The following is a 23,444-nucleotide window of genomic DNA, read 5'->3' as shown; positions in this document are numbered from 1 at the left end:
GTTACTACCAGTTAGCAACTAACTCTTCAATCGTTGTACGGGCTTCGTCTAAAGAGTCTTGACGCGCGTCGTCACCACTGCTGAGGTTATCGGCTTGTACAAAGGTAATATCAGTAATTCCGATTAAGCCAAATACAGCCTGTAAAAAAGGCTTAAGGTAATCATACTGTTCTGCTGGAGTTCCCGATCTATAGCTACCACCGCTAGCAGTCACAACTAGCATCTTTTTGCCATGAACTAAACCTTCGTAGCCTTGCTCAGTAGTGGCATAAGTGCGATTAACACGAATAATCTGGTCAATATATGCTTTAAAAGTAGAAGGTACGCTAAAGTTGTACATTGGGATACCAAAAACGTAGCGATCGGCGGCGAGAAATTCATCTACTAAGTCATCCGAAAGCTTAATTGCTGCATCTAGTTCGGGAGTACGCGCTTCTGGTGGTGTAAATGCAGCAGCAATCCATCCCTCATCGACGTGGGGTACAGGATTTTTGCCCAAATCGCGGTAAGTCAGTGTATCCTCTGGATGGGCATTTTTCCACGCTGTGATGAACTCATAAGAAAGTTTACGTGAAAAAGAACGTTCACCACGAGGACTAGAATCAACATGCAGAATATGTGCCATAAAACAATGGTTCCTAAATATAACTTAACAGTATCACTCGAGTAAATTTAGCATTAATCTACTTTTGTGTCTGTCTACCTCAAGACAGCTAAATCACAACACAGTGTAATCAAGCATTAACTGAATTCCAGGATTTTACTAATGGCTTATATCATTGCAACAGCAAATATGAAAGGTGGTGTGGGTAAAACAACGTTAAGTGTCAACTTAGCAACTGCGCTAGCCAAAGATCATGGTAAAAAAGTTCTTGTTTTCGATTTAGATACTCAAATTAGTGCTACCTTGAGTATGATGTCCCCGACAGACTTTGCAAAGTATCGCAAGACAAAGCGTACTTTGAAATATTTAATTAATCAAGCTATTCAGCCAGAGACGCGCTCAAAAATAAGTGTTAAAGAAGCAATTCATCACAATGTATGTAAGCTTCCTAATTTAGATTTATTACCTGGAGATATTGAGCTGTACGATGAATTTGTTGTTTCTGAAATGCTTCATGAAGAAGCTTTTGAGGTAGATCGATTAGATTTTGAAACTGTCTGGAATCGTTTTGAACGACGATTAGTAAAACAGATTTTAGAGCCAGTTATCGAAAACTATGATTTTATTATTCTCGATTGCGCACCTGGTTACAATTTGATGACTCGAAGCGCACTTGCTGCTAGTAACTTTTACATCCTACCTGCAAAATCTGAGCCATTATCGATAGTAGGCATTCAGTTATTAGAAAGACGTATCGCTCAGCTTAAAGAAAGTCATGCATCTGAGGTTAATTTGAATATCAAATTATTGGGAATTGTATTTACAATGTCGGGTAATTTAATTACGGGACGATACTATAAACAAGTCATGCAAAGAATTCATGAAGATTTCGATGCAGCACAGATTTTCAGGACACAAATACCTACTGATGTTAATGTTGCTAAAGCAGTTGATAGTTTTATGCCTGTTGTGTTGACAAATCCACAGTCTGCTGGCGCTAAAGCGTTTACTCAAATAACGCAAGAGTTTTTACAAAAACTGCAAGCAACTGGTAGCAGTCAACAGCAAACGCAATTGGTCAATGCTAAGTAGGTAGACATAATTAAATATCGCATTTGCTAAGGTCGGTAATGGGTAATCGGTAATCGGTAATGAGAAAAAAGATATTTACCAGTTACCGCCGTTCTGCTTGGGACACCACAAGCAGCGTGCGGCGGCTTCGCCAATTACCAGTTACCAGTTCCCTTTTAAAAGTCTCCAGCTAATGCAGAAACGCATCGTTCGCAGATGAGGGGATGTTCTGATGATTCGCCAACATGGACTGAGTAGTTCCAGCAGCGAATACACTTCGTGTAGGCTTCGCCAACGCACTTTTTGCCATTTGCATGAACAATACCAATGCTTAGTTCATCAGTTTGTAAGTTGTACTTCGCATGTTGCACAGCTTCTGGTGAATCGACGAGTTCTACCTGGGAAGCAATGAATAAATAACGTAGTTCATCAACACCATTAGACTGAAGTGACTGCTTTTCGGGTTGTACTGGTGCATCTGTGATAGATTTAGTTTCAGTAACTAGCGGTTTTGATTTTTGCGATAACATCACGCGCATAAATACGAATAACAAGTAGCGCAGCGTTGCATAAATTCCAATCAGTTGAAATACGCGCGGTAGTAGCGGAATTTCATTGATTCCGACAAGCAGGGCTTTTAATAAACCAATCGGTAAAACAACCAAAGGAAACACCGCAAGAACAACTGCAACTATCCACAGTTCGCGGTATACCTTTAATACATCACGTAAATAGGCAGGCGATCGCGTAAATGGTTGCAAGATCTCTGCTAAATACTGTTGCCAGGTTTTTGGGGTTTCTGTTGCAGAGATTTTAGCTGTTTCTACTCCTTCAGGCGCAACTACAGTATGTTGGGTTGGTGTCGTGCTAGGGTGTAACGCTTGTAATTGTGCTTTGAGTGCAGCATCAGGCACATAAAGCAACACTTTGGCTTCTAAAGAAGAACCAATCATTTTCTCGACTCGTGCTTGTTCGAGAACCTTATTAACTTCTCCACGAATTTGTCGTAGCTTTTGCCAAGAATTACCCAGTTCTGGTTGGTGCCATTGTTGCTCTAATTTCACCCAACCAGCTGCAAAAACTGATTTGTATGGTGTGGGATAAGGCAGTTGCTGCCAAATATCTTCTGCCATGTGACATAGTACAGGTGCGATCGCTCTTGCTAAATTTTCCAGGGCGACACTCAACACAGTTTGACAACTGCGTCGTCGAAATGCATTAGGCGCACTGATGTACAATCTATCTTTAGCAATATCTAAGTAGAAGTTAGATAAATCTACTACGCAGAAATTCTGCACCGTTTGGAAAAACCGGAAGAATTGATAACTTGTCATAGCATCAGTCACGTCTTTGAAGACTTCCGTCATCCGGTGCAGCATATAGCGATCGAGTTCGGGCAACTGCTCATAAGGGACTGAATGTTGAACAGGGTCAAAATCGTGTAAATTCCCAATCAAAAATCGTGCTGTATTGCGAATCTTGCGATAAGCATCCGACAATTGCTTGAGAATATTTTTACTCAGTGGCGCATCTGAGGTGTAATCGACTGATGATACCCACAGCCGCAAGACATCAGCACCATAGGCTGGTTCCTCTTTTTGGTTTTTACCACCATTAATGACAATCTCTGGTTCGATGCCATTTCCCAGCGATTTACTCATTTTGCGACCTTGCTCATCAATTGTAAAACCGTGAGTCAAGACTGTTTTGTAAGGGGCATAGCCGTTGACTGCTACACTCGTGAGTAAACTTGACTGAAACCAGCCTCGGTGTTGGTCGGAGCCTTCCAAATACATATCAGCGGGATAGCGCAATTCCGGACGCTGTTGGACTACTGCTGCCCATGAGGAACCCGAATCGAACCAGACATCCATCGTATCTGTCCCTTTGCGGTAAGAGCGACCATTGTTACGGTAACTTTCTGGTAATAACTCCTCAGTTGATAATTCCCACCATGCATCTGTGCCTTTTTCTGCAATAATTGCTTGCACGTGGGCGATCGTTTCTTCATTGAGTAGTGCAACGCCTGTTTCTTCGTCGTAGAACACAGGGATCGGTACGCCCCAGCTACGTTGTCGCGAAATGCACCAATCTGAGCGTTCGGACACCATTGCAGTAATCCGATTTTCGCCGATTGCGGGAATCCACTTCACCCCAGCAATTGCTTGGAGTGCTTGATCGCGAAATCCTGCTACTGAGGCAAACCACTGTTCTGTGGCGCGGAAGATTGTTGGTTTTTTTGTCCGCCAATCGTAGGGGTATTTATGAACATAAGGTTCTTCTTTGAGTAACGCTCCCGCTGCAGATAGAGCATCAATGACTGCAGAATTGCCATCACCGAGGACATTTAACTCTGCAAATTGTCCTGCTTCTGCAGTAAAGTTACCATCAGCATCAACTGGTGCCAAAATTGGTAAACCGTATCTTTGACCAACAATATAGTCATCTTGTCCGTGACCTGGTGCGGTGTGGACTAAGCCTGTACCTGACTCGGTTGTAACATAATCACCACCAATCACGACTGGACTTTCGCGATCGTAGAGTGGATGGCGGTAGGTCGTGTGTTCTAAATCCTTACCACTGACTTTAGCTTTGATAGTAAGATCCGTTGCGAGAATTTGTGACAAGCGTTCTACTAAGTCAGCAGCGACGATTAAATATTTGGCATGTTCATCGGTGGGAACTTCTACAACCGCATATGTCAGTTCTGGATTGACAGCCACCGCTAAGTTAGCTGGAATTGTCCAGGGTGTCGTTGTCCAGATTGCTACACTCAGATGTGGTAAAAATTCCCCTAGTGCAGAGACAGCTTCAGAAAGATGAGTGACAGGGAAAGCAGCATAAAGACTGCGCGAAGTATGACCTTCAGGATATTCTAATTCAGCTTCTGCCAAAGCTGTTTTTGAGCTAGGACTCCAATGGACAGGTTTCAGACCGCGATAGATGTATCCTTTTAAGACCATTTGCCCAAATACACCAATTTGTGCTGCTTCGTATTCAGGCTTTAAAGTTAAATAAGGATTGTCAAAATCACCCCAAACGCCGTAGCGTTGGAAACTTTTGCTTTGTTCTTCGACAGCAGCTAAGGCAAAGTCTTTTGCTTTGCGACGCAACTGTAGCGGCGTGAGGTTTTGTCGTTCAGCCGCCTTCATATTTTGTAATACTTTGAGTTCAATCGGCAAACCATGACAATCCCAGCCAGGAACGTAGCGCACTTTACGTCCTTGCAGCAACTGAAATCGGTTAATAATATCCTTGAGAATTTTATTAAGTGCATGACCGAGATGCAGTGAGCCGTTAGCGTAAGGTGGACCATCGTGTAAAACAAAAACCTCGCCTGGGTTGTTCTGCGACAGGCGATCGTAAATTTGGTTTTCTGCCCAAAATTGTTGAATTTCTGGCTCGCGCTTTGTGGCGTTTGCCCGCATGTCAAAGTTGGTTTTAGGCAGATTAACAGTATCTTTGTAAGAAACGGGCGGCGAGGTATCCTCGCCGACATTAGTTTCGTAGCTTCCTGGTTCTGTCACAGTTTAATGCCGAAAGATGATGAAGTCTTTTGCAACTATTATAGGAGGGACTGGGGGTGCTTAGACGAAAGGCTTATGAGAATTCGATGAATGGCGATCGCTCACCGATGAACCCCGTTCGGCTTTGCCCTTGCGCAGAGAATTGCTCCTAAATTCTATTTGCCAGATAAGCAACAGATGAGCTTAGTATTGCTAGTGGCTCATCACCCAGTATTTATGTATCCGCAGACGATAAATTAAATTTAGCTGCTAACGAAGGGCTATTGGTTGAAAACGCAAACGGCTATCCATAGCGCAGCCCAACAATTCAAATGCAGCGGATGTTTGGTCACTCAAATTTCTAGTATATATTTCAGGTGGTGCGTTACTACAAGAGCGGCGATTGCACTAACTATATGTTAATTCCGAGGAGAAAATAGTAAGTTTTTTATTTTGCTCTGGCTAAAAAACTTAAGTTACAATTTAATTGTATATACAAAATCGTATATACCTATTTATGGAATTTGAATGGGACAAAAGCAAAAATTATAGCAATATATCAAAGCATGGTATTGATTTTGAGCAGGCTAAAAGGGTTTTTGAAGACCCAAATTTGCTTATCTTTGTGGACAATCGCTTTGATTATGGAGAAATTAGAGAAATTTCTATCGGTAAGTTACTGCTTACCACCCAGCAAAAAATTATCATTGTCGTAGTTGTTTACACTCAAAGGGATAGTAAAATTCGTTTAATTTCAGCTAGAAAAGCTAATAAAAAAGAGAGGAAAAGATATGAGCAACAGTAAATTCAGCTCTGATATGTCTTTGGAAGAACGAGAAAGGAAATTATTAGAGATGACCGATGAAGATATTGACTATTCTGATATTCCGCCATTAGATGATGAGTTTTTTAAGAATGCCAAGCTAGTAGAAAAAAAACCGAGCACTGAAGCTATTAGTATCAGAATTGATACTGAAGTTTTAGAATGGTTTCGTTCCCATGCTAAGAATAAAGGATATCAAACTTTAATTAATGAGGTGCTGAGAACCTATGTACAGCATCAATCTCGCTAACAAATGCTGAGGTGGTGTAGTTCAGGAGATGCTTTTGATCGCAACTTGGTATGAGAAGCACTGAGCGATCGCACTTGAGTAATGAGTAGCAAGTAAAGATAAACTCCGGTAACTTGCGCGTAGCGTTTCTCCAACCTCCGAACTCACGTTAAGTGTATATTTCAGGCGCTGCGTTACTACAAAATCGGCGATCGCACTGCTGAAATGAGGACTTTGTATGCAATGATAATCGCTAATCCTGATGAAGATGAACGCTAAACTGAGGCTGGGGAGTTTTACGTTTCTAAGCCATGACAGCTAGAGAGCGACTGATTCGAGAAATTGAGCAGATTCCTGATTTTCTGATCGAAGAAATTCTTGACTTTTTATTATTTGTCAAGTTGCGGCGTCAGCCTCAATTGAACCCTGAGAACAATCCTACACCTGACGAAGGGAGGGCTTTGGCAGTTTCCGTTGAAGGTGAAATTGACGAAGTCGATCGAGAGTCTGCGGCAGAAAGTTTCCGACAAGGGTGGCATGATGTTGTGATGGGAAACACCATTCCAATTGCTCAGCTTTGGGAAGGTATTGATGACGATTGATCCACCACTCGTGCAGGTTGAAGCATCTGCTAAATTTCTTTGAAATTTACGACTCTTGAAAAAGCGGTATCGCAATATCCGCAGCGACATTCGACCTGTTATCGAACAACTTCAAAGGGGTGAGTTGCTAGGTGATGCTGTAGTAGGTGTTGAGTACACCATTTTCAAAGTTCGGCTTAGAAATCAGGACGCTCAACGGGGTAAAAGTGCAGGTTATCGCATAATTTACTATATCCAAACTGCTAACAAAATCATCTTAGTGACGATATATTCAAAATCTGACCAGGAAGATGTTACAGCCGAAGAAATTCGAGACATCTTAAAAGAGTTTGAACGGTAAGAACCAGCAACGAACAATTAAGGCAACTATTACACACTTGCGATTTTCTTGTAGAGACACTGTGTGAACATTCCTCGTCTTTCCAAACGCGATTGCCTCGGTCATCTCCCAATCTGTTGCTAGGGATTGCTCCTCTTCATGCGATCGCCCTCTTTGACAATCGTTTAAAATAGCTGGCATGAGGGTTGAGGATAAATCAATGGAAGCGCGTAGCATTAAAGAAGCAGCAAGGCGATTGATTGAGCAGTTACCCGAAGATTCAACATGGGATGACTTGATGTATGAGATTTATGTACGGCAAGCTGTAGAAGCTGGGCTAGCTGACACTCAGGCAGGTTGAGGACTATCAGTTGAGGAAGTTCGTAAAAGATTTGGGTTGCCAGAGTGAAGGTTTTTTGGACAGATACAGCGATACAGCATCTTTCATCGATTTACAATCTTCAATCATCGCTCACTGTGCAACGTATAATCACGTAGCCTGTGCAGAGTGCGATCGCCTCCTCTATAAAATTCTCAGATCGCCCACCGAATGTACCCCTTCAACTTTGCCGTCGTGCAGAGAATCGCTCCTAATCTATGTGTTAGGTCAAAGGCGATCGCGCAACTGGTTGTTATGAGAATAGTTTTGCTGAGCAGGATGGATAATTGCTTCTGCCTAGGGGCATCTTTCTAGTTTCACCTGAGAAGGTAGCAAAAACAAATTTAGGCAGCAGTAGACAAGCGTTGATGGAAGTATTTTAGTATTAATAGCCGCAGGTGATCGAGTTGCTCAATATAAGAATCTGAATCTGAAGGTTGAGACATCGAAGGAGAGGCAAGCAACAGCGGGACAGGTTTGTCCTAATTTTAATTTTGATCAGACGGACTCATAACCACAATTTCTCCATCAACCAGTTCCACTCGGTATTCGTCGCCGAGTTTATACTGCACCTTCTCCAAATCCTGCACCGTTAAAGTCATCATGACCTCCTGAGACTGGGAGTTTGTATGTCATTCTCTTTTTGATTATATGGGTGGGTGAGTGGGAGGGTAGACGAGTGGGAGTATGGGAGTGTGGGAAGGAAACATAAGGGTATAAGGGATTTGGGGGGGGCTGATGGGTAGGGATTTTGTGAGAAGGTATCAAGATTTGGAAGTTTATCAAATGGCATTTGAAGAGGCAATGCGAATTTTTGAAGCTTCTAAAGCATTTCCGGTTGAAGAACGATACTCACTCACAGATCAAATGCGCCGCTCGTCTCGTTCGATTTGTGCTAACTTGGCAGAGGCATGGCGCAAACGCTGCTACGAAGCAGCTTTCATTGCTAAGTTAACTGACTGTGCTGCTGAAACCTCTGAAACTCAAACTTGGATAGCTTTTGGTTCGGTGCCAATATCTTTCCCCCACAGCCGGACAAGCCCTCACCGAAGCTTACGACAAAATCCTCGGTATGTTGGTCAACATGATCCGCAATCCGCAAAAATGGACAACCCCCAAACCCTAATCCACTCACCCACTCACCTACCCTCCCACTCACCTACCCATCCACACTTCCACCCTCCCACACTCCCACTCACCTACCCTCCCACACTCCCACTCGCCTACCCATCCACTCTTCTCCCCGCCAAACACTGACTCGGTGTCATCCCAAATCGTCGCTTAAACGCCGTTGCAAAGTGTCCTAAATGCCCATAACCTACTAGCGTTGCCACCTCTGCCACCGTACAATCGCCCTGGCGCAATAACCTTTCTGCCTGCTCAAGCCGCTGCTGCGTTAGATAACCGACTACGGTTGTTTGAAACAGTGCCTGAAAACCTCGTTGCAGCGTGCGATCGCGGATTCTCGAATTGCTGCGTCAAAATTTCTTTTGCATAATGCAGACGCGTAATCGTCTTTGGTTTCAATCGTGGTGAATTTAGCGTTTGTGCCGATGCCGAAATCAGGTCAAGGTGCATCGCTAAGAGTTCAAATACCTTCGCCTGAAGATACATCCGCTTTGCTGCACCTCGATAGGGTGCATTCCAGAGTTGGTACGCGAGCGATCGCATTGCCGGAGTGACTTTTGGGTAAAATGATACTTTCCAGTCTTCTTGTTTAAATAACTGCTTTAAAGTATCAGAACATCGCTGCTCATCAGTCAAAAACAATTCCAACCATTCCGGCTCAATGTCTACACTGACAGCAGTTAAACGCTCTCCACTTCGGTACTTCTCAACATAGGCTGGCGAAATTCCGCTCCCCGAAAAATAGCCACGTGTCCCGCCCAAGTTAGGATGAACCGCATCAAAATATATAAATCCCGACAAATGAACCCCAATTTGGATTAAATGGTCGTGGGCGGGTGCCTTCACGCTCAAATCCTGGCAATATTCGCATTCAGAGAAATTTAACCATAACCCAGGTGTTAACTCTATGCCGCGATTATAGCCGCGTCCTATGTACTCTGGCAGGTTCGTAAACTCCTCAAAATCATCAAGCACCAGATTATCAGGAGGAGCTTGGGGAACTTGCTGAAACAGTTCATCCCAGTCTGATTGAGAAAGGACGAGCGTCATGGTGAGGCTAGTTTGTCATCCAATTGTTGAAACTTAATTGCAATAATTTTATCGCAACTCTCACCTTTTGCGATCGCTCGTCAACCCATTACCTAAAAGCGTTTTCTTGAGTAGGCTTACTATGTAATTACGAATCTTGCTTTTCTGGTGCTTGGGGTTCCGGTGGTGCAGCTTCTTGATGTTTTTCCTCAGCATCTTCAAGTGCAGCTTCGACTAATTCAGGGTCGGGCGGATTAGGACGTATCACCTCAGGCAATTCAGATGTTGCTTCTGTTGCTGTTTCCTCAGACAGATCTGACTCAGCAAACTCATTAGGCTGAGCATCTGCTGTCGATTCTCTAGCTGCTTGGACGACTTCATCTGCTGCGGTAGATGGCGAAACTGCATCAGAAATACTCTCAGTTACTGACTCTGCAGAAGTTTCTTGCAGTGTTGCAGCACCTTCTAATTGCTCTGGTGTAAACGTACGATTGTCAATAACTTGAATTGAGTCATCGATGGTAGTCGCGGGTACAGTACTTGTAGCAGTTGTCCCTGAGGAACCTGTTTCTGGAACTTGTGTTTTTTCACTCAATTGTTGCAACCGCTCTTTTGCAGTAGCCGCACTATTGCTACCGCGCTTAGTCAATTGCGAAAGTTTAGAAAAGAAAGAGGATTTAGAAACTTTTTCTTGTACTGTGTTTTTTACTTCTTCCGCGCTGGGTGCTGCGGTTTGCAGAAGGTGTGGAGTGAGTTGTCGTCGTAGCAACAGCGTTTGGGTGACTGACCAACCTAATAAAGCAACGCTAGCTACTTGACCGAGTAGTACACCCCCTGTGATGCGTCCAGAACACACCCATAAGACTAAGGCGTAGAATAGTCCTACCCCGCTCCAAATAAAGTCACCTTTGCGGTGTACCTCAGGAAAAAAGAAAGCTGTCATGTAGATAGCGAGGCTAAAAAAACCTACCGCCAACGCCAGGATGTATGCCAGCATTTGTGGGTTACTCCTTACTGTGTCATCAGACTACATATTTTAATTTTGCGCTTTTATTGTTCAATTGGATACAAATCTTAGTTAATTGACTGGACTAGTCTTGGAATCTACTTAATTGGCAGGAGAAATCAAGTTGGCTGGGACAATGTTTTTGCTTTTTTTGCACACTGATTATGCATCCTCAATGTACCATCTAGCTTGTATTTAGACTGAAAGCTAATGAGAGAAATCTATCTTTTGATCTATTTAGTCAGAGAATCTGTATTTTAAATGTACTTTTACCCAACTTATTTAACACTTTTAATCTCTTTTTTACAGAAGAATTCCAATAGTTCAAGCTACCCTGAAGGGGAATCAATCATCTCAATAGCGGAGTTAGTAAAGCAAACTTATGACACAGCAAAGCTTTGGTGTAATTGGCTTAGCCGTTATGGGCGAAAACCTAGCTCTTAACGTCGAGCGTAATGGTTTTCCGATCGCCGTCTACAATCGTACCCCAGAAAAGACAGATGCCTTCATGCACACGCGAGCACAAGGTAAGAATGTTAAAGCTGCTTACTCGCTTGAAGAATTCGTTGGCTTGCTAGAGCGACCCCGAAAAATTTTAATCATGGTAAAAGCTGGAGCACCTGTTGATGCTGTAATTGACCAGCTTAAACCCTTGTTAGATGAAGGAGACATCATTATTGATGGCGGAAACTCCTTGTATGACGACACGGCTCGACGCACGCGCAATTTAGAACCTGCTGGCTTCAGATTTATTGGTATGGGAGTCAGTGGTGGTGAAGAAGGAGCGCTCAATGGTCCAAGTTTAATGCCAGGAGGGACAAAAAGCTCTTACGAATACTTAGAGCCAATTTTGACAAAAATTGCTGCCCAAGTAGAAGATGGACCTTGTGTCACTTATGTTGGTCCTGGTGGTGCTGGACACTACGTCAAAATGGTACACAATGGTATTGAGTACGGTGATATGCAGCTGATTGCAGAAGCCTACGATTTACTCAGAAGTACATTGAATCTCGATCACAATCGCTTGCACGAGATTTTTGCAGAGTGGAATACTACTGAAGAACTCAATTCGTTTCTCATTGAAATTACAGCAGACATTTTTAGGTACATCGATCCAACCACAAAGCAGCCATTAGTTGATTTAATTCTCGACGCTGCTGGACAGAAAGGAACTGGACGTTGGACAGTACAAAGTGCTTTGGAATTAGGAATTGCTATTCCAACAATCACCGCAGCAGTCAATGCACGTGTTATGTCTTCATTTAAAGAAGAACGTGTTGCTGCTTCGCAAGCGCTTACAGGTCCCACAGGTAAGTATGAAGGCGATGCTGAAGCTTTTATCAACATGATTCGCGATGCGCTGTATTGCTCAAAAATTTGCTCATACGCCCAAGGAATGGCACAGTTAGCTGCTGCATCAAAAGTGTATTCTTATAATCTGAACTTGAGCGAAATGGCTCGGATTTGGAAAGGTGGTTGTATTATTCGAGCAGGGTTCTTAGGTAAGATTCAACACGCTTACCAAGAAGATCCTAATTTGCTGAACTTACTACTGGCACCAGAATTCAAGCAAACAATTTTGGATCGGCAAGACGCTTGGCGGGAAGTAGTTGCATCTGCTGCTAAACTCGGCGTTCCAGTACCCGCATTTAGTGCTTCACTGGATTATTTCGACAGCTACCGCCGCGATCGCTTGCCACAAAATCTTACTCAAGCCCAGCGTGACTACTTTGGGGCACATACTTACGCCCGAGTTGATAAAGAAGGTGCCTTCCATACTGAATGGACAAAACTCGATGAAGCATCTTTACAAACCTCTACGCCTGAGCCTTTAGAGGCTGATCCTGCAACAACTAATGCCTAGGGTGACAAAGTGATTGGTGGCTAGCTACTAGCCACTTTTCTTTACTTCAAATCTCAGGGAAAGTTAACATCTGTAACAGTTTTTCGGCATTATCTAAATTACCAACCAAGCGCCGTGTTGGCTTTGGAGAGACTTTGACAAGTGTTGGTGTTGCTGTCACTTGATAAATTTCGGCTTGCTCTGGATACTTAAGCACATCAATGACTTTTAGTGTGTATGGATAGTTAAATTGCTCAAGAACTTGGCGTAAAGTTTGTAAGATCCTCTCTGTTGCTGGATTATGTCCTGCAACAAACAAGTACAGGGTACAGTCTAGTGGTTGCGAATTATACTTTATTGATGGCTGAGATGACACTGGCTCAATAAAACGGGAACTCGCAAGCGATCGCTCAAAGTGCACAACAAGCTCGTGTTCTTCCCACAATTGCGGAAATGAGGGGCGATACGTAGCTAGCAATATTGGATCGCACAAACCTTCTGTGACAGGAGCAGCTTGCCAAACTACATGAGTGCGAAAAACAGCATTTAACAGAGGTTGGTACCGTAGCACAGGAGGATGTGCTTCTGCGTAAGTCTGTACCTGTTGTGTCTGTGGATCTAACCAACGATCAATTGTTGCAGTATAGCAAGGCACTAAGAAATGAGGTAGTTCAGGAAGGTTGAGTATTTCTTGTAAACCTGCACACAGATGTGAATGCCAGCGTCCTTGTTTTTTGGGGTCAATGCAGTAAATTAAATCGCCCCCTGGGGTAAACAGTGCAATACCTTTAAACGTATCTATATCTTGTGACTGAGCTTGATTCAATTGTTTGTAGTTAGGAGTCAGGGGTCAGAGGGTAGGAGGGAGTTGAGTAGTTGGGTAGGCGGGTAGTAAAGAACAATAATAATTAAATCTCTCCCACACTCCCACACTCCTACTCTCCCACTAGTCACTAGTCACTCATCACTCACTCCTCTCCCCTCTTATACTCTACCGCGTAAAATCATCGCCATTTCGTTTGGCTTGGGTGACGCCTCTAAAGCAGTTTCTTCTGTTAATCTTCCTTCTTCGTATAGTTTATAAATTGATTGATTCATGGTGCACATGCCCTCAAAGTTACAGCGTGGAATGATTGCCTCGATTTCTTCAACCTCGTTGCGCATAATATAATCTTTAATAGCATCTGTATTAATCAGAATTTCGTGAATCGCCGCTCGTTTGTTGTCAGTTGTCCTCACGAGGCTTTGGGCAATAACTGCAACCAAAGATTCTGCAACCTGAATTCGCATCGGAGCTTGCTCGTCAGGGTTGTAAAGATTAAGAATTCTTTCAATTGTTTTTACTGCACTATTTGTGTGCAAAGTTCCAAAGACAAGGTGTCCAGTTTGGGCAGCTTTTAAAGCAGTATTAACAGTTTCGCGATCGCGCATCTCCCCAATGAGAATGATATCTGGATCTTCCCGCAATGATGCTTTCAAGGCGTTGTCAAATTTCAACGTGTGAATGCCTACTTCCCGTTGCTTGATTAGCGATTTTCTACTTTGATGCACAAATTCTACAGGATCTTCAATTGAGATAATATGCTTAGGCAATTCTTGATTGATATAATCAACCATTGCTGCGAGCGTAGTAGACTTACCCGAACCCGTTGGTCCTGTAACTAAAATTAATCCCTTGTGATAGTGACACAAATCTCGAAAAATGGGTGGTAAACTCAGTTGCTCTAACGTCAGAATTTTTAAGGGAATTAATCGCAGCACCATTGCTGGACCGTTGAGCGAGATAAATACGTTAATTCGTACTCGTACTACTCCTTCATACTGTGTAGCACCGTCGTATTCTAAATATTCGTGAAATTGTGCAATTTGTTGTTCGGTAAGAATTTCTTGAAGCCAGCTAGCAAACGTAGCTTCATCTATGTTTGGATGATCGGTCACAATAATTTCTCCACGTTCGCGGAAACGAGGAACTTCGCCAACACCCAAGTGTAAGTCTGAAATACCTTTTTCGTGAGCTTCTCGCACTAGTTGCTCTAATGTTGGGGTTGCACTTGTTGCCGCAGTACTTGGCTGAGACTTGTGAGGAATATGAGTATTCAGTTGTAAAACAGTTTGTGGTTGTAGCTCAGTTATGTCTGTAGGTGGATGATTTACTACTCTAGACTTTGGTAATGGCATCGGTGGTACGCGAGGAATCGCTGGAGCAGGAATTGGTGGGCGCTGTGATTCTGTCATGTATTAATACTTGTGGCTACCTGATTAAATAATCAAATGAGACATTGCAAGCCTGTTGTACCAAATGGCTGCAATGACATTCGTTTATAGTTTTCCCTCACTGCCACGCTTTGTATCAGGTGTATTGTTTTGACATCACGATTGCATTGTTGCTTGTCTTGATAAAGCACCTATTTATCAATCTGATTTTGTAATGGATTTGTTACAGAATCTCTAAAAAATGAAAGCATGATATTTTTAAGCTTTCTAATACTAAGTATTTGTACTCCTATACATTTGTTCTAGTGCTACTTGTTAATTTTTTATTGAGTTGAGATCGCAATGACATTTTTATAAATAAAGAATTAATGAATCCCTATTACAGCGGAGGCATCAATACCCTCAGCAAAGCACTGTTTTTCAGAACGAATTTACTCAAATCTGAACCAAAAGAATTATGAGAGAAAATGTATTTATTTATAAGAAATGTTAAGCCTTGATTGTAGCTCTCAAGAAATTATTGTGAGAATAGCGCAACCTCGGCAGGCATACATGAAGTAATATAGCTTGGGATCGCGAAAGAGAAGGTCTTGTAGCTTTTATACCTATTGATAGATGCCAATGTAATTACTAATGATAAATATCCAAAATGCAACAACTTTAATTGAGTATTCATAAATACATTTGCTCAACTGTAAAGTTTAATAACTAAAAGATCATTTTAACCATTGGTTTCTATATACTAAATTTCAATAGATAAGCTAGATAAAACTAGTTAACAAGAATTTTACTTAATTCACTTTTTTTATTCTCTGTGGAGGAGAAATCATGGCTCTAGCTCAAAGCTCCAGTCTAAAAAAGACTTATTATTTCTTTATGCTCAAAAGCTTTTTAATCTGGACTTTTACACTGGCAGTTTGCTTATTAGTCGTAGGGTTTCCCCTTGTTGTTTTGATGGCAACATTTGGTTCGCTACTATCAATTGTGCTGCAATCAGTGATACCAGTTAGTGCAGTTTTATTAGTCGTTGGTAGCATCATTACCATCAATGTATTAGCAGTAGTGGTTGGTGCTGGCATACTGACACTCAAAGGCATTCATCCAAAAGAAGTTAGCTGGCTAAACTGGCTACACGGCGAGGCAGACACCCTACATACTTCGGTCTACGCGGCTTGTCCATTAACTTGCGAACTGAAGCAATAAGGAGCGCTGGGATAGCGGATATTTGCAAAGTAGTTTTATAGTCACTATCCGCAATGACAGTGGATCTGCCCGGTAAAAGCCGGGTTTTTTCATGCCAAGAATTGTAATAGCTTTCTGATTAACTATACAAGAACTTAGAGTCATTGCTAAGTGCTAACTTCTAACCTTCTAACACTGATCTCTGAACCTTGCTATATTACCCAACCTCATCCAAAATCGTGTCAGGATACAGAAGATAAGAGAACATATATCAGGAGAAAGTTTTTCTCTAACTTCAGTCATAAGTCCTGAGCACATGGCAAAGCAAGTCTGCATTATTTTAGGTACGCGACCGGAAGCAATTAAAATGGCTCCGGTGATTCAAGTCTTTAGGCGATCGCCCCTCTTTGACACGCAGGTAATTTTAACAGGTCAACATATTGAGATGGTGGCACAAGTCATGCAGTTATTTGACTTGGAAGCGAACCAAAATTTAGAAATTATGCAGCCAAAGCAAACTCTCACGGATATTACATGTCGCAGCTTACAGGGATTAGAAAGCTTGTTCAAGCAACTCCAACCTCAGTTAGTTTTAGTTCAAGGAGATACGACGACTGCTTTTGCTGCTGCATTAGCAGCGTTTTATCAAAAAATTCCTGTAGGTCATGTAGAAGCAGGATTGCGGACAGATGATGTCTTAAACCCTTATCCAGAAGAAGCAAATCGTCGTTTAATATCACAGCTGACACAATTGCATTTTGCCCCTACAACGCTTGCTGTGCAAAATTTGCAACGTTCAGGAGTATTAGGAAAAATTCATCAAACAGGTAATACTGTGATCGATGCTTTGCTATCAGTTGCTCAGCGTCAACCTGCATGTGATGTCCCTGGTTTAGACTGGGAAAAATACCGTGTTTTGTTGGCAACAGTGCATCGACGCGAAAATTGGGGAGAACCCCTCCTCCAGATTGCTGAAGGATTTTTACAAATCTTAGATCAGTGTCCAGATACAGCTTTGCTTTTACCCCTGCATCGCAATCCAATTGTGAGAGAACCGTTGCAAGCGGCGTTGAGTCACCACTCTCGCATATTTTTAACAGAACCATTGGATTATGCAGAATTGGTTGGTGCAATTGGGCGATCGCACTTACTACTGACTGATTCAGGTGGATTACAAGAAGAAGCACCTTCTTTAGGAAAACCAGTATTAGTATTGCGCGAAACAACCGAAAGACCAGAAGCGATCGCGGCAGGTACTGCTAAACTAGTCGGAACTGACCCAGAACAAATATTTACTGCAGCCAGCGTATTATTAAATAACGCAGAAGCTTATCAAACGATGGCAACCGCAATCAACCCTTTCGGTGACGGTCATGCAGCTGAAAGAATCTTACAAATCGTCACAGACTATTTTAGATAGATAGGCGTTGTTTAGGGCTGGAGGATGGGGAGTTGTGAGTTATGACAATTCTTTTAACTCAAAACTCAAACTTCAAAACTCAAAACTAATCACTCTTCCACTAGTCACTTCTAGACCAATCGTTAGCTAAATTAACTTCAGTTAGATGCTTTTATTCCCTATTAACACCGAAAATAGAAAAGACCTCAGCCTAGAAGAGGAGTGATGGTATAACTTATGGCAGACTTCATGCAGTGGGCAAACGCCGTATCAACTCGTGCTTCATTAGAAGCCGCTGTTGCAGAAGTTGTAGAAAAAGCTTCTACACTGTTACAGTTACCAGCAGATCTTGGATTAATTTTTATTTCTGCTGCCTTTACTAGTGAGTATCCCCGCCTGCTTCCTTTATTACAAGAAAAGCTACCCGACGTTGAAGTTCTGATTGGTTGTGGTGGCGGTGGTATTATTGGGATGAACCAGCAAGGATCTGTGCAGGAATTTGAGGGTATACCAGCACTAAGCCTGACTTTGGCACACTTACCAGGCGTTGCAATCAAACCTTTTCACGTTGTCGCTGAGCAATTTCCCGATCCTGATAGTCCTCCTACAGCATGGGTCGATTTATTTGGTGTCTCACCAGCTGAACAACCTCAGTTTATTTTACTATCTGATCCTTTTGCTTCAGGAGTTAGCGATTTATTGCAAGGGATAGATTATGCCTATCCTGGTTCAATTACAGTAGGCGGATTAGCAAGTGGTAGTCAAGTTCCTGGGCGAATTGGCTTGTTGTGCAACGAAACTTTATATCGTTCAGGAACAGTGGGCGTTGCCTTAAGTGGCAATATTATTTTGGATACAATTGTGGCACAAGGATGCCGACCTATTGGCGAACCTTACCGCGTTAGCGCCTCTGAACGTAATATTTTACTTGCTTTAGAAGAACAACCACCGTTAGAAGTGTTACGCGATTTAATTTCTAGCTTAAATGATTCAGATCGGCAATTAGCAGAACACTCCTTATTTATTGGAGTTGTGCGCGACGAGTTTAAGCAGAGTTTAGAACAAGGAGACTTTTTGATTCGGAATTTATTAGGAGTCGATCCTAAAGTTGGGGCGATCGCTGTAGCTGATTTAGTTCGCCCTGGACAACGAATTCAGTTTCACTTGCGCGATGCTGAAACTTCTGCTGATGATTTGGAATGGTTGCTACAACGATACATACAAACTCATCCTGATTTATCACCTGCTGGGGCGTTAATGTTTTCTTGTTTGGGACGAGGAGAAATGCTCTACGGGAAACCTAACTTTGATTCTCAGCTATTTAGCAGCTATATGCCAAATGTATCAATGGGAGGTTTTTTCTGTAATGGAGAAATTGGTCCTGTGGGTGGTAGTACCTTTCTGCATGGCTACACATCAGTGTTTGCGATTTGTCGCCAACCGTAATAGAAAGTTTGGTTAATGACCAAATCATCGAGGTGACTAGTCACTAGCCACTAACCACTAGCATTCTATCTTGCCATAGCTTCACAGTCTTAGGGTTGTGTTGTTATCAATTAATAGTAGTTTGCCATTAGATGCGATCGCCCCAAATTTGGCAAAATAACGTTGTGCAGACAAGGGAAAATCAGGAAATTCAAATAAAGCATCTCCAGCCGCAATATCTGCCCAAAAATAGCGTAAATGAGGAGCAAGTTTTTCTGCTTCTGTTTGCGGTAAGTTCAAAGGTGGTTGAGTCAATAGATGGAGCATAAAAGGAAAACTGCGATCGCCGATCCACTGACGTGACATTTGTTGCAGTTGTGGGACATCAGGAACAGCTTCTACGCGATGCGACTCAATTTTTAACCAATTTTGTCCTGAGTCATCTTGGTGAAACTGAATGATCCGGTAAGGGTGAGGATAACTGACAAGCGAACCTGTTGTAATTTCGTATATATTCTGCCACTGCGCGACATCTTGAACGTGTAAATGTCCTGTAAAAACCAACTGTACGCCAAAATTTTGAGGAGTTGTAATAACTCTGGCGCGTTTTCTAACATATATCGCTGACCGAGTTGATGGCGTGATTGATGCGGTATATGTTCAATCACGTTATGATGCACCATAACCAACACAACATCTTCTGCTGCTTGCTCAAGTACCTGATGTAACCACTTGAGTTGGTTGCTATCCAATCGCCCGACAAGTTTTCCTTGCGCATTAAAGTAATTGGAGTTTAAGCCAATAAGTCTTAACCCAGGTAGTACTTGCTGAGTATAGTAAAGCTCTTGTGTAGTTTCATAACCGAACTTACGGTAATATCGAGGGAAATCAGTGGCTGCGATCGCTTGTTTACCTGGAATTTTCGTCTCAAAATCATGGTTGCCAGGAATCGCATACACTGGAAAAGGTAACTGAGCTAATCGCTGTTGTAGCCAAGCATGATTATCTGGTTCTCCATCTTGAGTTAAATCGCCAGGAAGTAACAGAAAATCAAGTTGCTGTTGTTTTAAATGCTCAAAGACAATTTCTAAAGCGGGAATACTGACTTCCACCATGTGAAATCGACTAGGATGACTCCAGACGGTGTGAGGAAGAGCAATGTGTAAGTCGCTAACTACAGCAAAGCGAAAATTTAAAGTCATGACTAGAGAGAGTACTGAGCGATTAGCGATTAGCAATTAGCTAATTGTAAAACGGTTTTTAGCCCCGCATAACAAAGTTATCCGTTATTCGTAAGTCACGACAAAGTAAATCATTCGGTAAACTGACTGACAGAGGCTTTCATCCATCCAAAACGCAATCAGGAGGGTAAACATTGGCACTCCGAGTTCGACAACACGTCAATCCATTATCGCAGAAGTATCAAACGCCAGTTCATGCTTTAGATTGGGAGAAAGTCTATGTTAATTTGACTCAGCCCCTACACTTAGATATTGGCTGTGGTAAGGGAAAATTTTTGCTTGAGATGGCAATAAATCAGCAAAACTGGAATTTCTTAGGATTAGAAATTCGCGAACCGCTTGTTCAAGAAGCAAATTATTTGCGCGATAAGTTAGCAATACCAAATTTACATTATTTGTTTTGTAATGCAAATAATTCTCTCGCGCCGCTTTTGAGTAATTTGCCTGCCAATACATTACAGCGAGTTACAATTCAATTTCCCGATCCTTGGTTTAAACATCGCCACGCCAAACGGCGAGTTGTGCAACCAGAATTAGTAGAAGAATTGGCAAAGCATCTAGCATCTGGCGGTATTGTTTTCTTGCAATCGGATATTGAAGCAGTTGCTGAGGAGATGTGCGATCGCTTTAGTGCACATCCCGCTTTCCATCGCCAAGGAACGCAGTGGTTAGCCGAAAATCCTTTGCCAATACACACGGAAAGAGAAAAGTCAACCCTATCGCAAGGAAAACCTGTGTATCGGGCAATGTTTGTCAAAGATGAGGAGTGATGAGTGGCACTTTGGCTAATTACCCATTACCCATTACCCATTACCCATTACCTAAATCCATGTGGGCGATAACATTCGTAATCGATAACTTTCTGGAGTTAATGGTAAACCAAGATAAATTGGCATCCAAAAGACAAAGGCTGCCAAGATGAGGAAAATAATTGTCATGGCAACTGCCCGCAATAATAAAGAGTAACTTTGTATCCAGCGAGCAACTAGCCAGGCGATCGCCAGTCCCGCAAACACTGAAGCGCCCATGTAGTGATAAATAAATGTACAGCGCGTTACTCTTACCCAGGGTAATAGATTGGCTAACCAGTTTATGACTAAGTACAGCGCAATCCAAGTATCTGTAGGTGATGTGCGTTCTGATAATCGCTTAGTCTGAATCCAATTGACAACAAAGCGTCTTACTAGTCTCCACAGCAGAGTGACAATTCCTACCGTTGACAGCCACCATAAGATAGGATTTCCGATGGCATGAACATCATAAATCACGCGAGCATAGCTAGCGGGAAGTGGTGGTCCCACAATTGATATTGGTGCTGTTGTAGACTGAGCTATGTGGTAAAAATAAGCTACAGGTCTAACCATGAACAGCCAACTGAGCCAAGAAGAACAGTAAGGATGGACATCACTGCCGCTACCAATATTTTGATGGTAAGACAGAATTTTCTGCTGTACTTCCCAGAAGTTAGGAGATGGATTCAATTGTAGGTGCGGAATCCACTGAATACTGTAAAAAGCAACTGGAACAATGCCTAAATAAAAGACAACGTGCCAAAGCTTGATTTGCCTAAGATTGACTAAAGACGAAGAAACTCGAATAAAGTGACTTTGATAATTACTGTAGCGTTTGGGAAATAGCCAACTCAGCCACCCAGCTATCCATACAGTATAAGCTCCCAATAAAAACCATAAGCCATTCCACTTTACTGATATAGTTGCCCCAAAAGCAATTCCAGCGAGTGTTAGCCATACATGGCGTCGTTTCTTATGCTCTAATGCCAATAAAAAGCATAAGTGTCCTAATAGTCCAAAAATCACTAAGTAAACGTTGTTTAGTGCATAGCGCGACTCAACTAAAAATAAGCCATCAGCCGCTGTAAATAATGCTGCTATCAATGCATAGGTACGGCTATAACTGATTTGGTAAGCAATTCCGGCAATGACTAAGGGAATAAAAGACCCAGTGAGCGCATTCAGCCAGCGATAACTCCACGTAGAGCGTAAAGAACCCGTGAGGCTATTTACAGTGTCCTGTCCAACGGGAAGATGACTGCCAATCCACATTCCTACAGCAATAATATATTTGCTTAAAGGTGGGTGTCCGTCAAAAAATTGAGTACGAGTTAGGTAGTTATTGGCAAAAATAGCGTAGTAAACTTCATCAAATACTAAGGTGTTAAACCGACTCAGTTGCCAAAACCGCAGACCTAGAGAGACCAGAAATACTGCTAATATTCCTAGCCAAAACCACGGTGGCTGGAGAGATTTTTTTGCAAAGGACATAGAACTAACGCTCTTTAGCTCACAGCATTCTTGATATTTTGCCTGAAGGTGTTACTGATCGTACTGAAGATTTGAGAATTTAATAGAGTTGCTAATCGTAGAACGCGATCGCTCCTCAAAAACTTGATAATCACTCGCAATAAGTATAAAGTAATCTTTAGTGTTACTCCTCGCACACAATAGCGACACGGAGAATCAAACATAAACTCTGTGTCGTTTTTGCATTGATTTCTCAGGATTTCTTGGAAGTTGAATGTGTAGTGACATTGTGAAGAATTAACCGCAAGATTAGTGATTTGTACTCCGACAACGCTTTATTGGTGTTCAATTGCAAAAGATGACTTTGAAAGCTTCCTCACCAAACCGACTATCAACTCAGCGTCTCACGCTTGCTTATGATAAAGCAGCAATCATCAAAAACTTAGATTTGGCAATTCCCAAAGGGAAAATGACCGCTTTAGTGGGTGCTAATGGCTGTGGTAAATCAACTCTGTTGCGAGGGTTAGCAAGATTACTCAAACCGCGATCGGGGGCTGTTTACCTTGATGCCAAAGATGTCTTTAAGTTATCGACTAAACAAGTTGCAAAGCAATTAGGTATCCTTTCACAATCACCTGTTGCGCCAGAAGGTTTAACAGTAAAGGATTTAGTCGCTTGCGGACGATATCCATATCAAAGTTGGTTGCAGCAATGGTCGCCAGAAGATGAGCGGTTGGTAGAGTTAGCATTAGCAACGACAGCAATGACAGAGTTTGCCGAACGCGAACTTGATACACTATCTGGTGGACAACGACAACGTGCTTGGATTGCTATGGCGTTGGCACAGGATACGGAAATTTTACTATTAGATGAACCGACAACTTTTTTGGACTTGGCGCATCAAATTGAAGTGTTGGATTTATTGCAGGAGTTGAATCACCTGCAAGGTAGAACTTTGGTGATGGTGTTGCACGATCTGAATCAAGCTTGTCGGTATGTAGATTATTTAGTAGCGCTGAAGCAGGGGGGGATTTATGCGCATGGCACTCCTCAAGAGGTGATGACAGAGGAGGTGGTGCGTGAGGTGTTTGGTTTGGATTCTCGGATTATTGCTGATCCGGTTGCGGGAACGCCGATGTGTATTCCTTTGAGTCGGAAGGTGAGAAGTGCGATCGCTTAGACG

At 42.5% G+C, this 23,444-nt stretch carries 23 protein-coding genes and 2 pseudogenes; 14 read left to right on the top strand and 11 right to left on the bottom strand.

Going from position 1 to position 23,444, the window contains the following annotated elements:
* Positions 1–4: 4 nt before the first annotated feature.
* Positions 5–625 (bottom strand): FMN-dependent NADH-azoreductase, encoded by a 621-nt coding sequence (locus tag CSQ79_RS01880; protein WP_099699492.1) that lies wholly within the window; start codon positions 623–625, stop codon positions 5–7.
* A gap of 141 nt (positions 626–766) precedes the next feature.
* Between CSQ79_RS01880 and CSQ79_RS01875 the strand changes: the two genes are divergently transcribed.
* Positions 767–1,696, top strand: a complete 930-nt coding sequence (locus CSQ79_RS01875) for a ParA family protein (protein ID WP_099699491.1) — start codon at positions 767–769, stop codon at positions 1,694–1,696.
* A gap of 155 nt (positions 1,697–1,851) precedes the next feature.
* On the opposite strand, the gene ileS is transcribed toward CSQ79_RS01875, so the two are convergent.
* A complete protein-coding gene (gene ileS / locus CSQ79_RS01870) occupies positions 1,852–5,103 on the bottom strand; it encodes an isoleucine--tRNA ligase (protein ID WP_289500411.1) in 3,252 nt (1,083 codons plus the stop codon).
* 595 nt (positions 5,104–5,698) lie between these two features.
* On the opposite strand from ileS, the gene CSQ79_RS01865 reads away from it, so the two are divergent.
* Positions 5,699–5,986, top strand: coding sequence for a BrnT family toxin (locus tag CSQ79_RS01865; RefSeq protein ID WP_099699490.1), 288 nt, complete (start codon positions 5,699–5,701; stop codon positions 5,984–5,986).
* The gene (locus tag CSQ79_RS01860) at positions 5,973–6,254 is read left to right on the top strand and encodes a BrnA antitoxin family protein (RefSeq protein WP_099699489.1); all 282 of its coding nucleotides are present in this window, start codon (positions 5,973–5,975) and stop codon (positions 6,252–6,254) included. The genes CSQ79_RS01865 and CSQ79_RS01860 overlap by 14 nt, the downstream gene beginning before the upstream one ends.
* On the opposite strand, the gene CSQ79_RS27280 is transcribed toward CSQ79_RS01860, so the two are convergent.
* Entirely contained in the window at positions 6,251–6,388 is a 138-nt protein-coding gene (locus CSQ79_RS27280; RefSeq protein ID WP_289500264.1) for a hypothetical protein, read from the bottom strand. The genes CSQ79_RS01860 and CSQ79_RS27280 overlap by 4 nt on opposite strands.
* Positions 6,389–6,544: 156 nt before the next feature.
* Here CSQ79_RS27280 and CSQ79_RS27275 point away from each other — a divergent pair, with 156 nt between their 5' ends.
* Together CSQ79_RS27275 and CSQ79_RS01850 are read left to right on the top strand one after the other, a co-directional pair.
* Entirely contained in the window at positions 6,545–6,835 is a 291-nt protein-coding gene (locus CSQ79_RS27275; RefSeq protein ID WP_289500263.1) for a hypothetical protein, read from the top strand.
* A 55-nt stretch (positions 6,836–6,890) separates the two neighbouring features.
* Positions 6,891–7,175, top strand: coding sequence for a type II toxin-antitoxin system RelE/ParE family toxin (locus CSQ79_RS01850; protein WP_289500262.1), 285 nt, complete (start codon positions 6,891–6,893; stop codon positions 7,173–7,175).
* Here CSQ79_RS01850 and CSQ79_RS27000 read toward each other — a convergent pair.
* Positions 7,155–7,355 (bottom strand): hypothetical protein, encoded by a 201-nt coding sequence (locus CSQ79_RS27000; protein ID WP_143755407.1) that lies wholly within the window; start codon positions 7,353–7,355, stop codon positions 7,155–7,157. The two genes, CSQ79_RS01850 and CSQ79_RS27000, sit on opposite strands and share 21 nt — an antisense overlap.
* Before the next feature lie 19 nt (positions 7,356–7,374).
* On the opposite strand from CSQ79_RS27000, the gene CSQ79_RS27270 reads away from it, so the two are divergent.
* From CSQ79_RS27270 to CSQ79_RS01840, 3 genes and pseudogenes are all read left to right on the top strand, one after another.
* The gene (locus CSQ79_RS27270; RefSeq protein WP_289500261.1) at positions 7,375–7,515 is read left to right on the top strand and encodes a hypothetical protein; all 141 of its coding nucleotides are present in this window, start codon (positions 7,375–7,377) and stop codon (positions 7,513–7,515) included.
* A gap of 10 nt (positions 7,516–7,525) precedes the next feature.
* Positions 7,526–7,792: a hypothetical protein gene (locus CSQ79_RS26995; protein WP_143755406.1), complete on the top strand. Its 267-nt coding sequence runs from the start codon at positions 7,526–7,528 to the stop codon at positions 7,790–7,792.
* A gap of 479 nt (positions 7,793–8,271) precedes the next feature.
* Positions 8,272–8,659 (top strand): annotated as a pseudogene (locus CSQ79_RS01840) (four helix bundle protein).
* Between the two features lie 97 nt (positions 8,660–8,756).
* Here the strand turns inward: CSQ79_RS01840 and CSQ79_RS27265 are convergent.
* The 3 genes from CSQ79_RS27265 to CSQ79_RS01830 form a co-directional block, all read right to left on the bottom strand.
* Positions 8,757–8,960: a helix-turn-helix transcriptional regulator gene (locus CSQ79_RS27265; RefSeq protein WP_289500410.1), complete on the bottom strand. Its 204-nt coding sequence runs from the start codon at positions 8,958–8,960 to the stop codon at positions 8,757–8,759.
* Positions 8,914–9,711: an AraC family transcriptional regulator gene (locus tag CSQ79_RS01835; protein WP_289500259.1), complete on the bottom strand. Its 798-nt coding sequence runs from the start codon at positions 9,709–9,711 to the stop codon at positions 8,914–8,916. The genes CSQ79_RS27265 and CSQ79_RS01835 overlap by 47 nt, the downstream gene beginning before the upstream one ends.
* Positions 9,712–9,838: 127 nt before the next feature.
* Entirely contained in the window at positions 9,839–10,687 is an 849-nt protein-coding gene (locus tag CSQ79_RS01830; RefSeq protein WP_099699488.1) for a Ycf66 family protein, read from the bottom strand.
* A gap of 391 nt (positions 10,688–11,078) precedes the next feature.
* Between CSQ79_RS01830 and gnd the strand changes: the two genes are divergently transcribed.
* Positions 11,079–12,560 carry an NADP-dependent phosphogluconate dehydrogenase gene (gnd, locus tag CSQ79_RS01825; protein ID WP_099699487.1) on the top strand — a complete coding sequence of 494 codons (1,482 nt, stop codon included), beginning with the start codon at positions 11,079–11,081 and terminating at the stop codon, positions 12,558–12,560.
* 46 nt (positions 12,561–12,606) lie between these two features.
* Here the strand turns inward: gnd and CSQ79_RS01820 are convergent, their stop codons facing one another.
* Positions 12,607–13,365, bottom strand: a complete 759-nt coding sequence (locus CSQ79_RS01820) for a circadian clock KaiB family protein (protein ID WP_099699486.1) — start codon at positions 13,363–13,365, stop codon at positions 12,607–12,609.
* Between the two features lie 158 nt (positions 13,366–13,523).
* Positions 13,524–14,774, bottom strand: coding sequence for a type IV pilus twitching motility protein PilT (locus CSQ79_RS01815; RefSeq protein ID WP_099699485.1), 1,251 nt, complete (start codon positions 14,772–14,774; stop codon positions 13,524–13,526).
* A gap of 807 nt (positions 14,775–15,581) precedes the next feature.
* On the opposite strand from CSQ79_RS01815, the gene CSQ79_RS01810 reads away from it, so the two are divergent.
* From CSQ79_RS01810 to CSQ79_RS01800, 3 genes are all read left to right on the top strand, one after another.
* Complete coding sequence (locus tag CSQ79_RS01810; RefSeq protein ID WP_099699484.1) at positions 15,582–15,956, top strand: hypothetical protein; 375 nt, start codon at positions 15,582–15,584, stop codon at positions 15,954–15,956.
* A gap of 295 nt (positions 15,957–16,251) precedes the next feature.
* Positions 16,252–17,355, top strand: a complete 1,104-nt coding sequence (wecB, locus tag CSQ79_RS01805; RefSeq protein WP_099699483.1) for a non-hydrolyzing UDP-N-acetylglucosamine 2-epimerase — start codon at positions 16,252–16,254, stop codon at positions 17,353–17,355.
* A gap of 216 nt (positions 17,356–17,571) precedes the next feature.
* Positions 17,572–18,780, top strand: a complete 1,209-nt coding sequence (locus CSQ79_RS01800) for an FIST signal transduction protein (RefSeq protein WP_099699482.1) — start codon at positions 17,572–17,574, stop codon at positions 18,778–18,780.
* Between the two features lie 81 nt (positions 18,781–18,861).
* Here the strand turns inward: CSQ79_RS01800 and CSQ79_RS01795 are convergent.
* A pseudogene (locus tag CSQ79_RS01795) lies at positions 18,862–19,961 on the bottom strand (metallophosphoesterase family protein).
* A 173-nt stretch (positions 19,962–20,134) separates the two neighbouring features.
* On the opposite strand from CSQ79_RS01795, the gene trmB reads away from it, so the two are divergent.
* Entirely contained in the window at positions 20,135–20,770 is a 636-nt protein-coding gene (gene trmB, locus CSQ79_RS01790; RefSeq protein WP_099699481.1) for a tRNA (guanosine(46)-N7)-methyltransferase TrmB, read from the top strand.
* A 51-nt stretch (positions 20,771–20,821) separates the two neighbouring features.
* Here the strand turns inward: trmB and CSQ79_RS01785 are convergent, their stop codons facing one another.
* Positions 20,822–22,282 carry a dolichyl-phosphate-mannose--protein mannosyltransferase gene (locus CSQ79_RS01785; RefSeq protein WP_099699480.1) on the bottom strand — a complete coding sequence of 487 codons (1,461 nt, stop codon included), beginning with the start codon at positions 22,280–22,282 and terminating at the stop codon, positions 20,822–20,824.
* 337 nt (positions 22,283–22,619) lie between these two features.
* Between CSQ79_RS01785 and CSQ79_RS01780 the strand changes: the two genes are divergently transcribed.
* The gene (locus CSQ79_RS01780; protein WP_099699479.1) at positions 22,620–23,441 is read left to right on the top strand and encodes an ABC transporter ATP-binding protein; all 822 of its coding nucleotides are present in this window, start codon (positions 22,620–22,622) and stop codon (positions 23,439–23,441) included.
* The last annotated feature ends 3 nt before the right edge of the window (positions 23,442–23,444 follow it).

Origin of the sequence: Gloeocapsopsis sp. IPPAS B-1203 (assembly GCF_002749975.1) — a bacterium.
GTDB lineage: Bacteria > Cyanobacteriota > Cyanobacteriia > Cyanobacteriales > Chroococcidiopsidaceae > Gloeocapsopsis.
Note: the sequence above shows the minus strand (reverse complement) of the source record. Positions and strands in the feature narration are given on the sequence as shown.

Bases quoted from the DNA above. Each gene is read 5' to 3' on its own strand.
- gnd (WP_099699487.1), top strand. From the start codon at position 11,079: ATGACACAGCAAAGCTTTGGTGTAATTGGCTTAGCCGTTATGGGCGAA.
- CSQ79_RS01815 (WP_099699485.1), bottom strand. From the start codon at position 14,774: ATGACAGAATCACAGCGCCCACCAATTCCTGCTCCAGCGATTCCTCGC.
- CSQ79_RS01800 (WP_099699482.1), top strand. From the start codon at position 17,572: ATGGCAGACTTCATGCAGTGGGCAAACGCCGTATCAACTCGTGCTTCA.
- CSQ79_RS01835 (WP_289500259.1), bottom strand. From the start codon at position 9,711: ATGACGCTCGTCCTTTCTCAATCAGACTGGGATGAACTGTTTCAGCAA.
- wecB (WP_099699483.1), top strand. From the start codon at position 16,252: ATGGCAAAGCAAGTCTGCATTATTTTAGGTACGCGACCGGAAGCAATT.
- CSQ79_RS01785 (WP_099699480.1), bottom strand. From the start codon at position 22,282: ATGTCCTTTGCAAAAAAATCTCTCCAGCCACCGTGGTTTTGGCTAGGA.
- CSQ79_RS27000 (WP_143755407.1), bottom strand. From the start codon at position 7,355: ATGCCAGCTATTTTAAACGATTGTCAAAGAGGGCGATCGCATGAAGAG.
- CSQ79_RS01880 (WP_099699492.1), bottom strand. From the start codon at position 625: ATGGCACATATTCTGCATGTTGATTCTAGTCCTCGTGGTGAACGTTCT.
- CSQ79_RS01780 (WP_099699479.1), top strand. From the start codon at position 22,620: ATGACTTTGAAAGCTTCCTCACCAAACCGACTATCAACTCAGCGTCTC.
- CSQ79_RS01860 (WP_099699489.1), top strand. From the start codon at position 5,973: ATGAGCAACAGTAAATTCAGCTCTGATATGTCTTTGGAAGAACGAGAA.
- CSQ79_RS01830 (WP_099699488.1), bottom strand. From the start codon at position 10,687: ATGCTGGCATACATCCTGGCGTTGGCGGTAGGTTTTTTTAGCCTCGCT.
- CSQ79_RS01810 (WP_099699484.1), top strand. From the start codon at position 15,582: ATGGCTCTAGCTCAAAGCTCCAGTCTAAAAAAGACTTATTATTTCTTT.
- ileS (WP_289500411.1), bottom strand. From the start codon at position 5,103: ATGCGGGCAAACGCCACAAAGCGCGAGCCAGAAATTCAACAATTTTGG.
- CSQ79_RS01875 (WP_099699491.1), top strand. From the start codon at position 767: ATGGCTTATATCATTGCAACAGCAAATATGAAAGGTGGTGTGGGTAAA.
- CSQ79_RS27275 (WP_289500263.1), top strand. From the start codon at position 6,545: ATGACAGCTAGAGAGCGACTGATTCGAGAAATTGAGCAGATTCCTGAT.
- CSQ79_RS27270 (WP_289500261.1), top strand. From the start codon at position 7,375: ATGGAAGCGCGTAGCATTAAAGAAGCAGCAAGGCGATTGATTGAGCAG.
- CSQ79_RS01865 (WP_099699490.1), top strand. From the start codon at position 5,699: ATGGAATTTGAATGGGACAAAAGCAAAAATTATAGCAATATATCAAAG.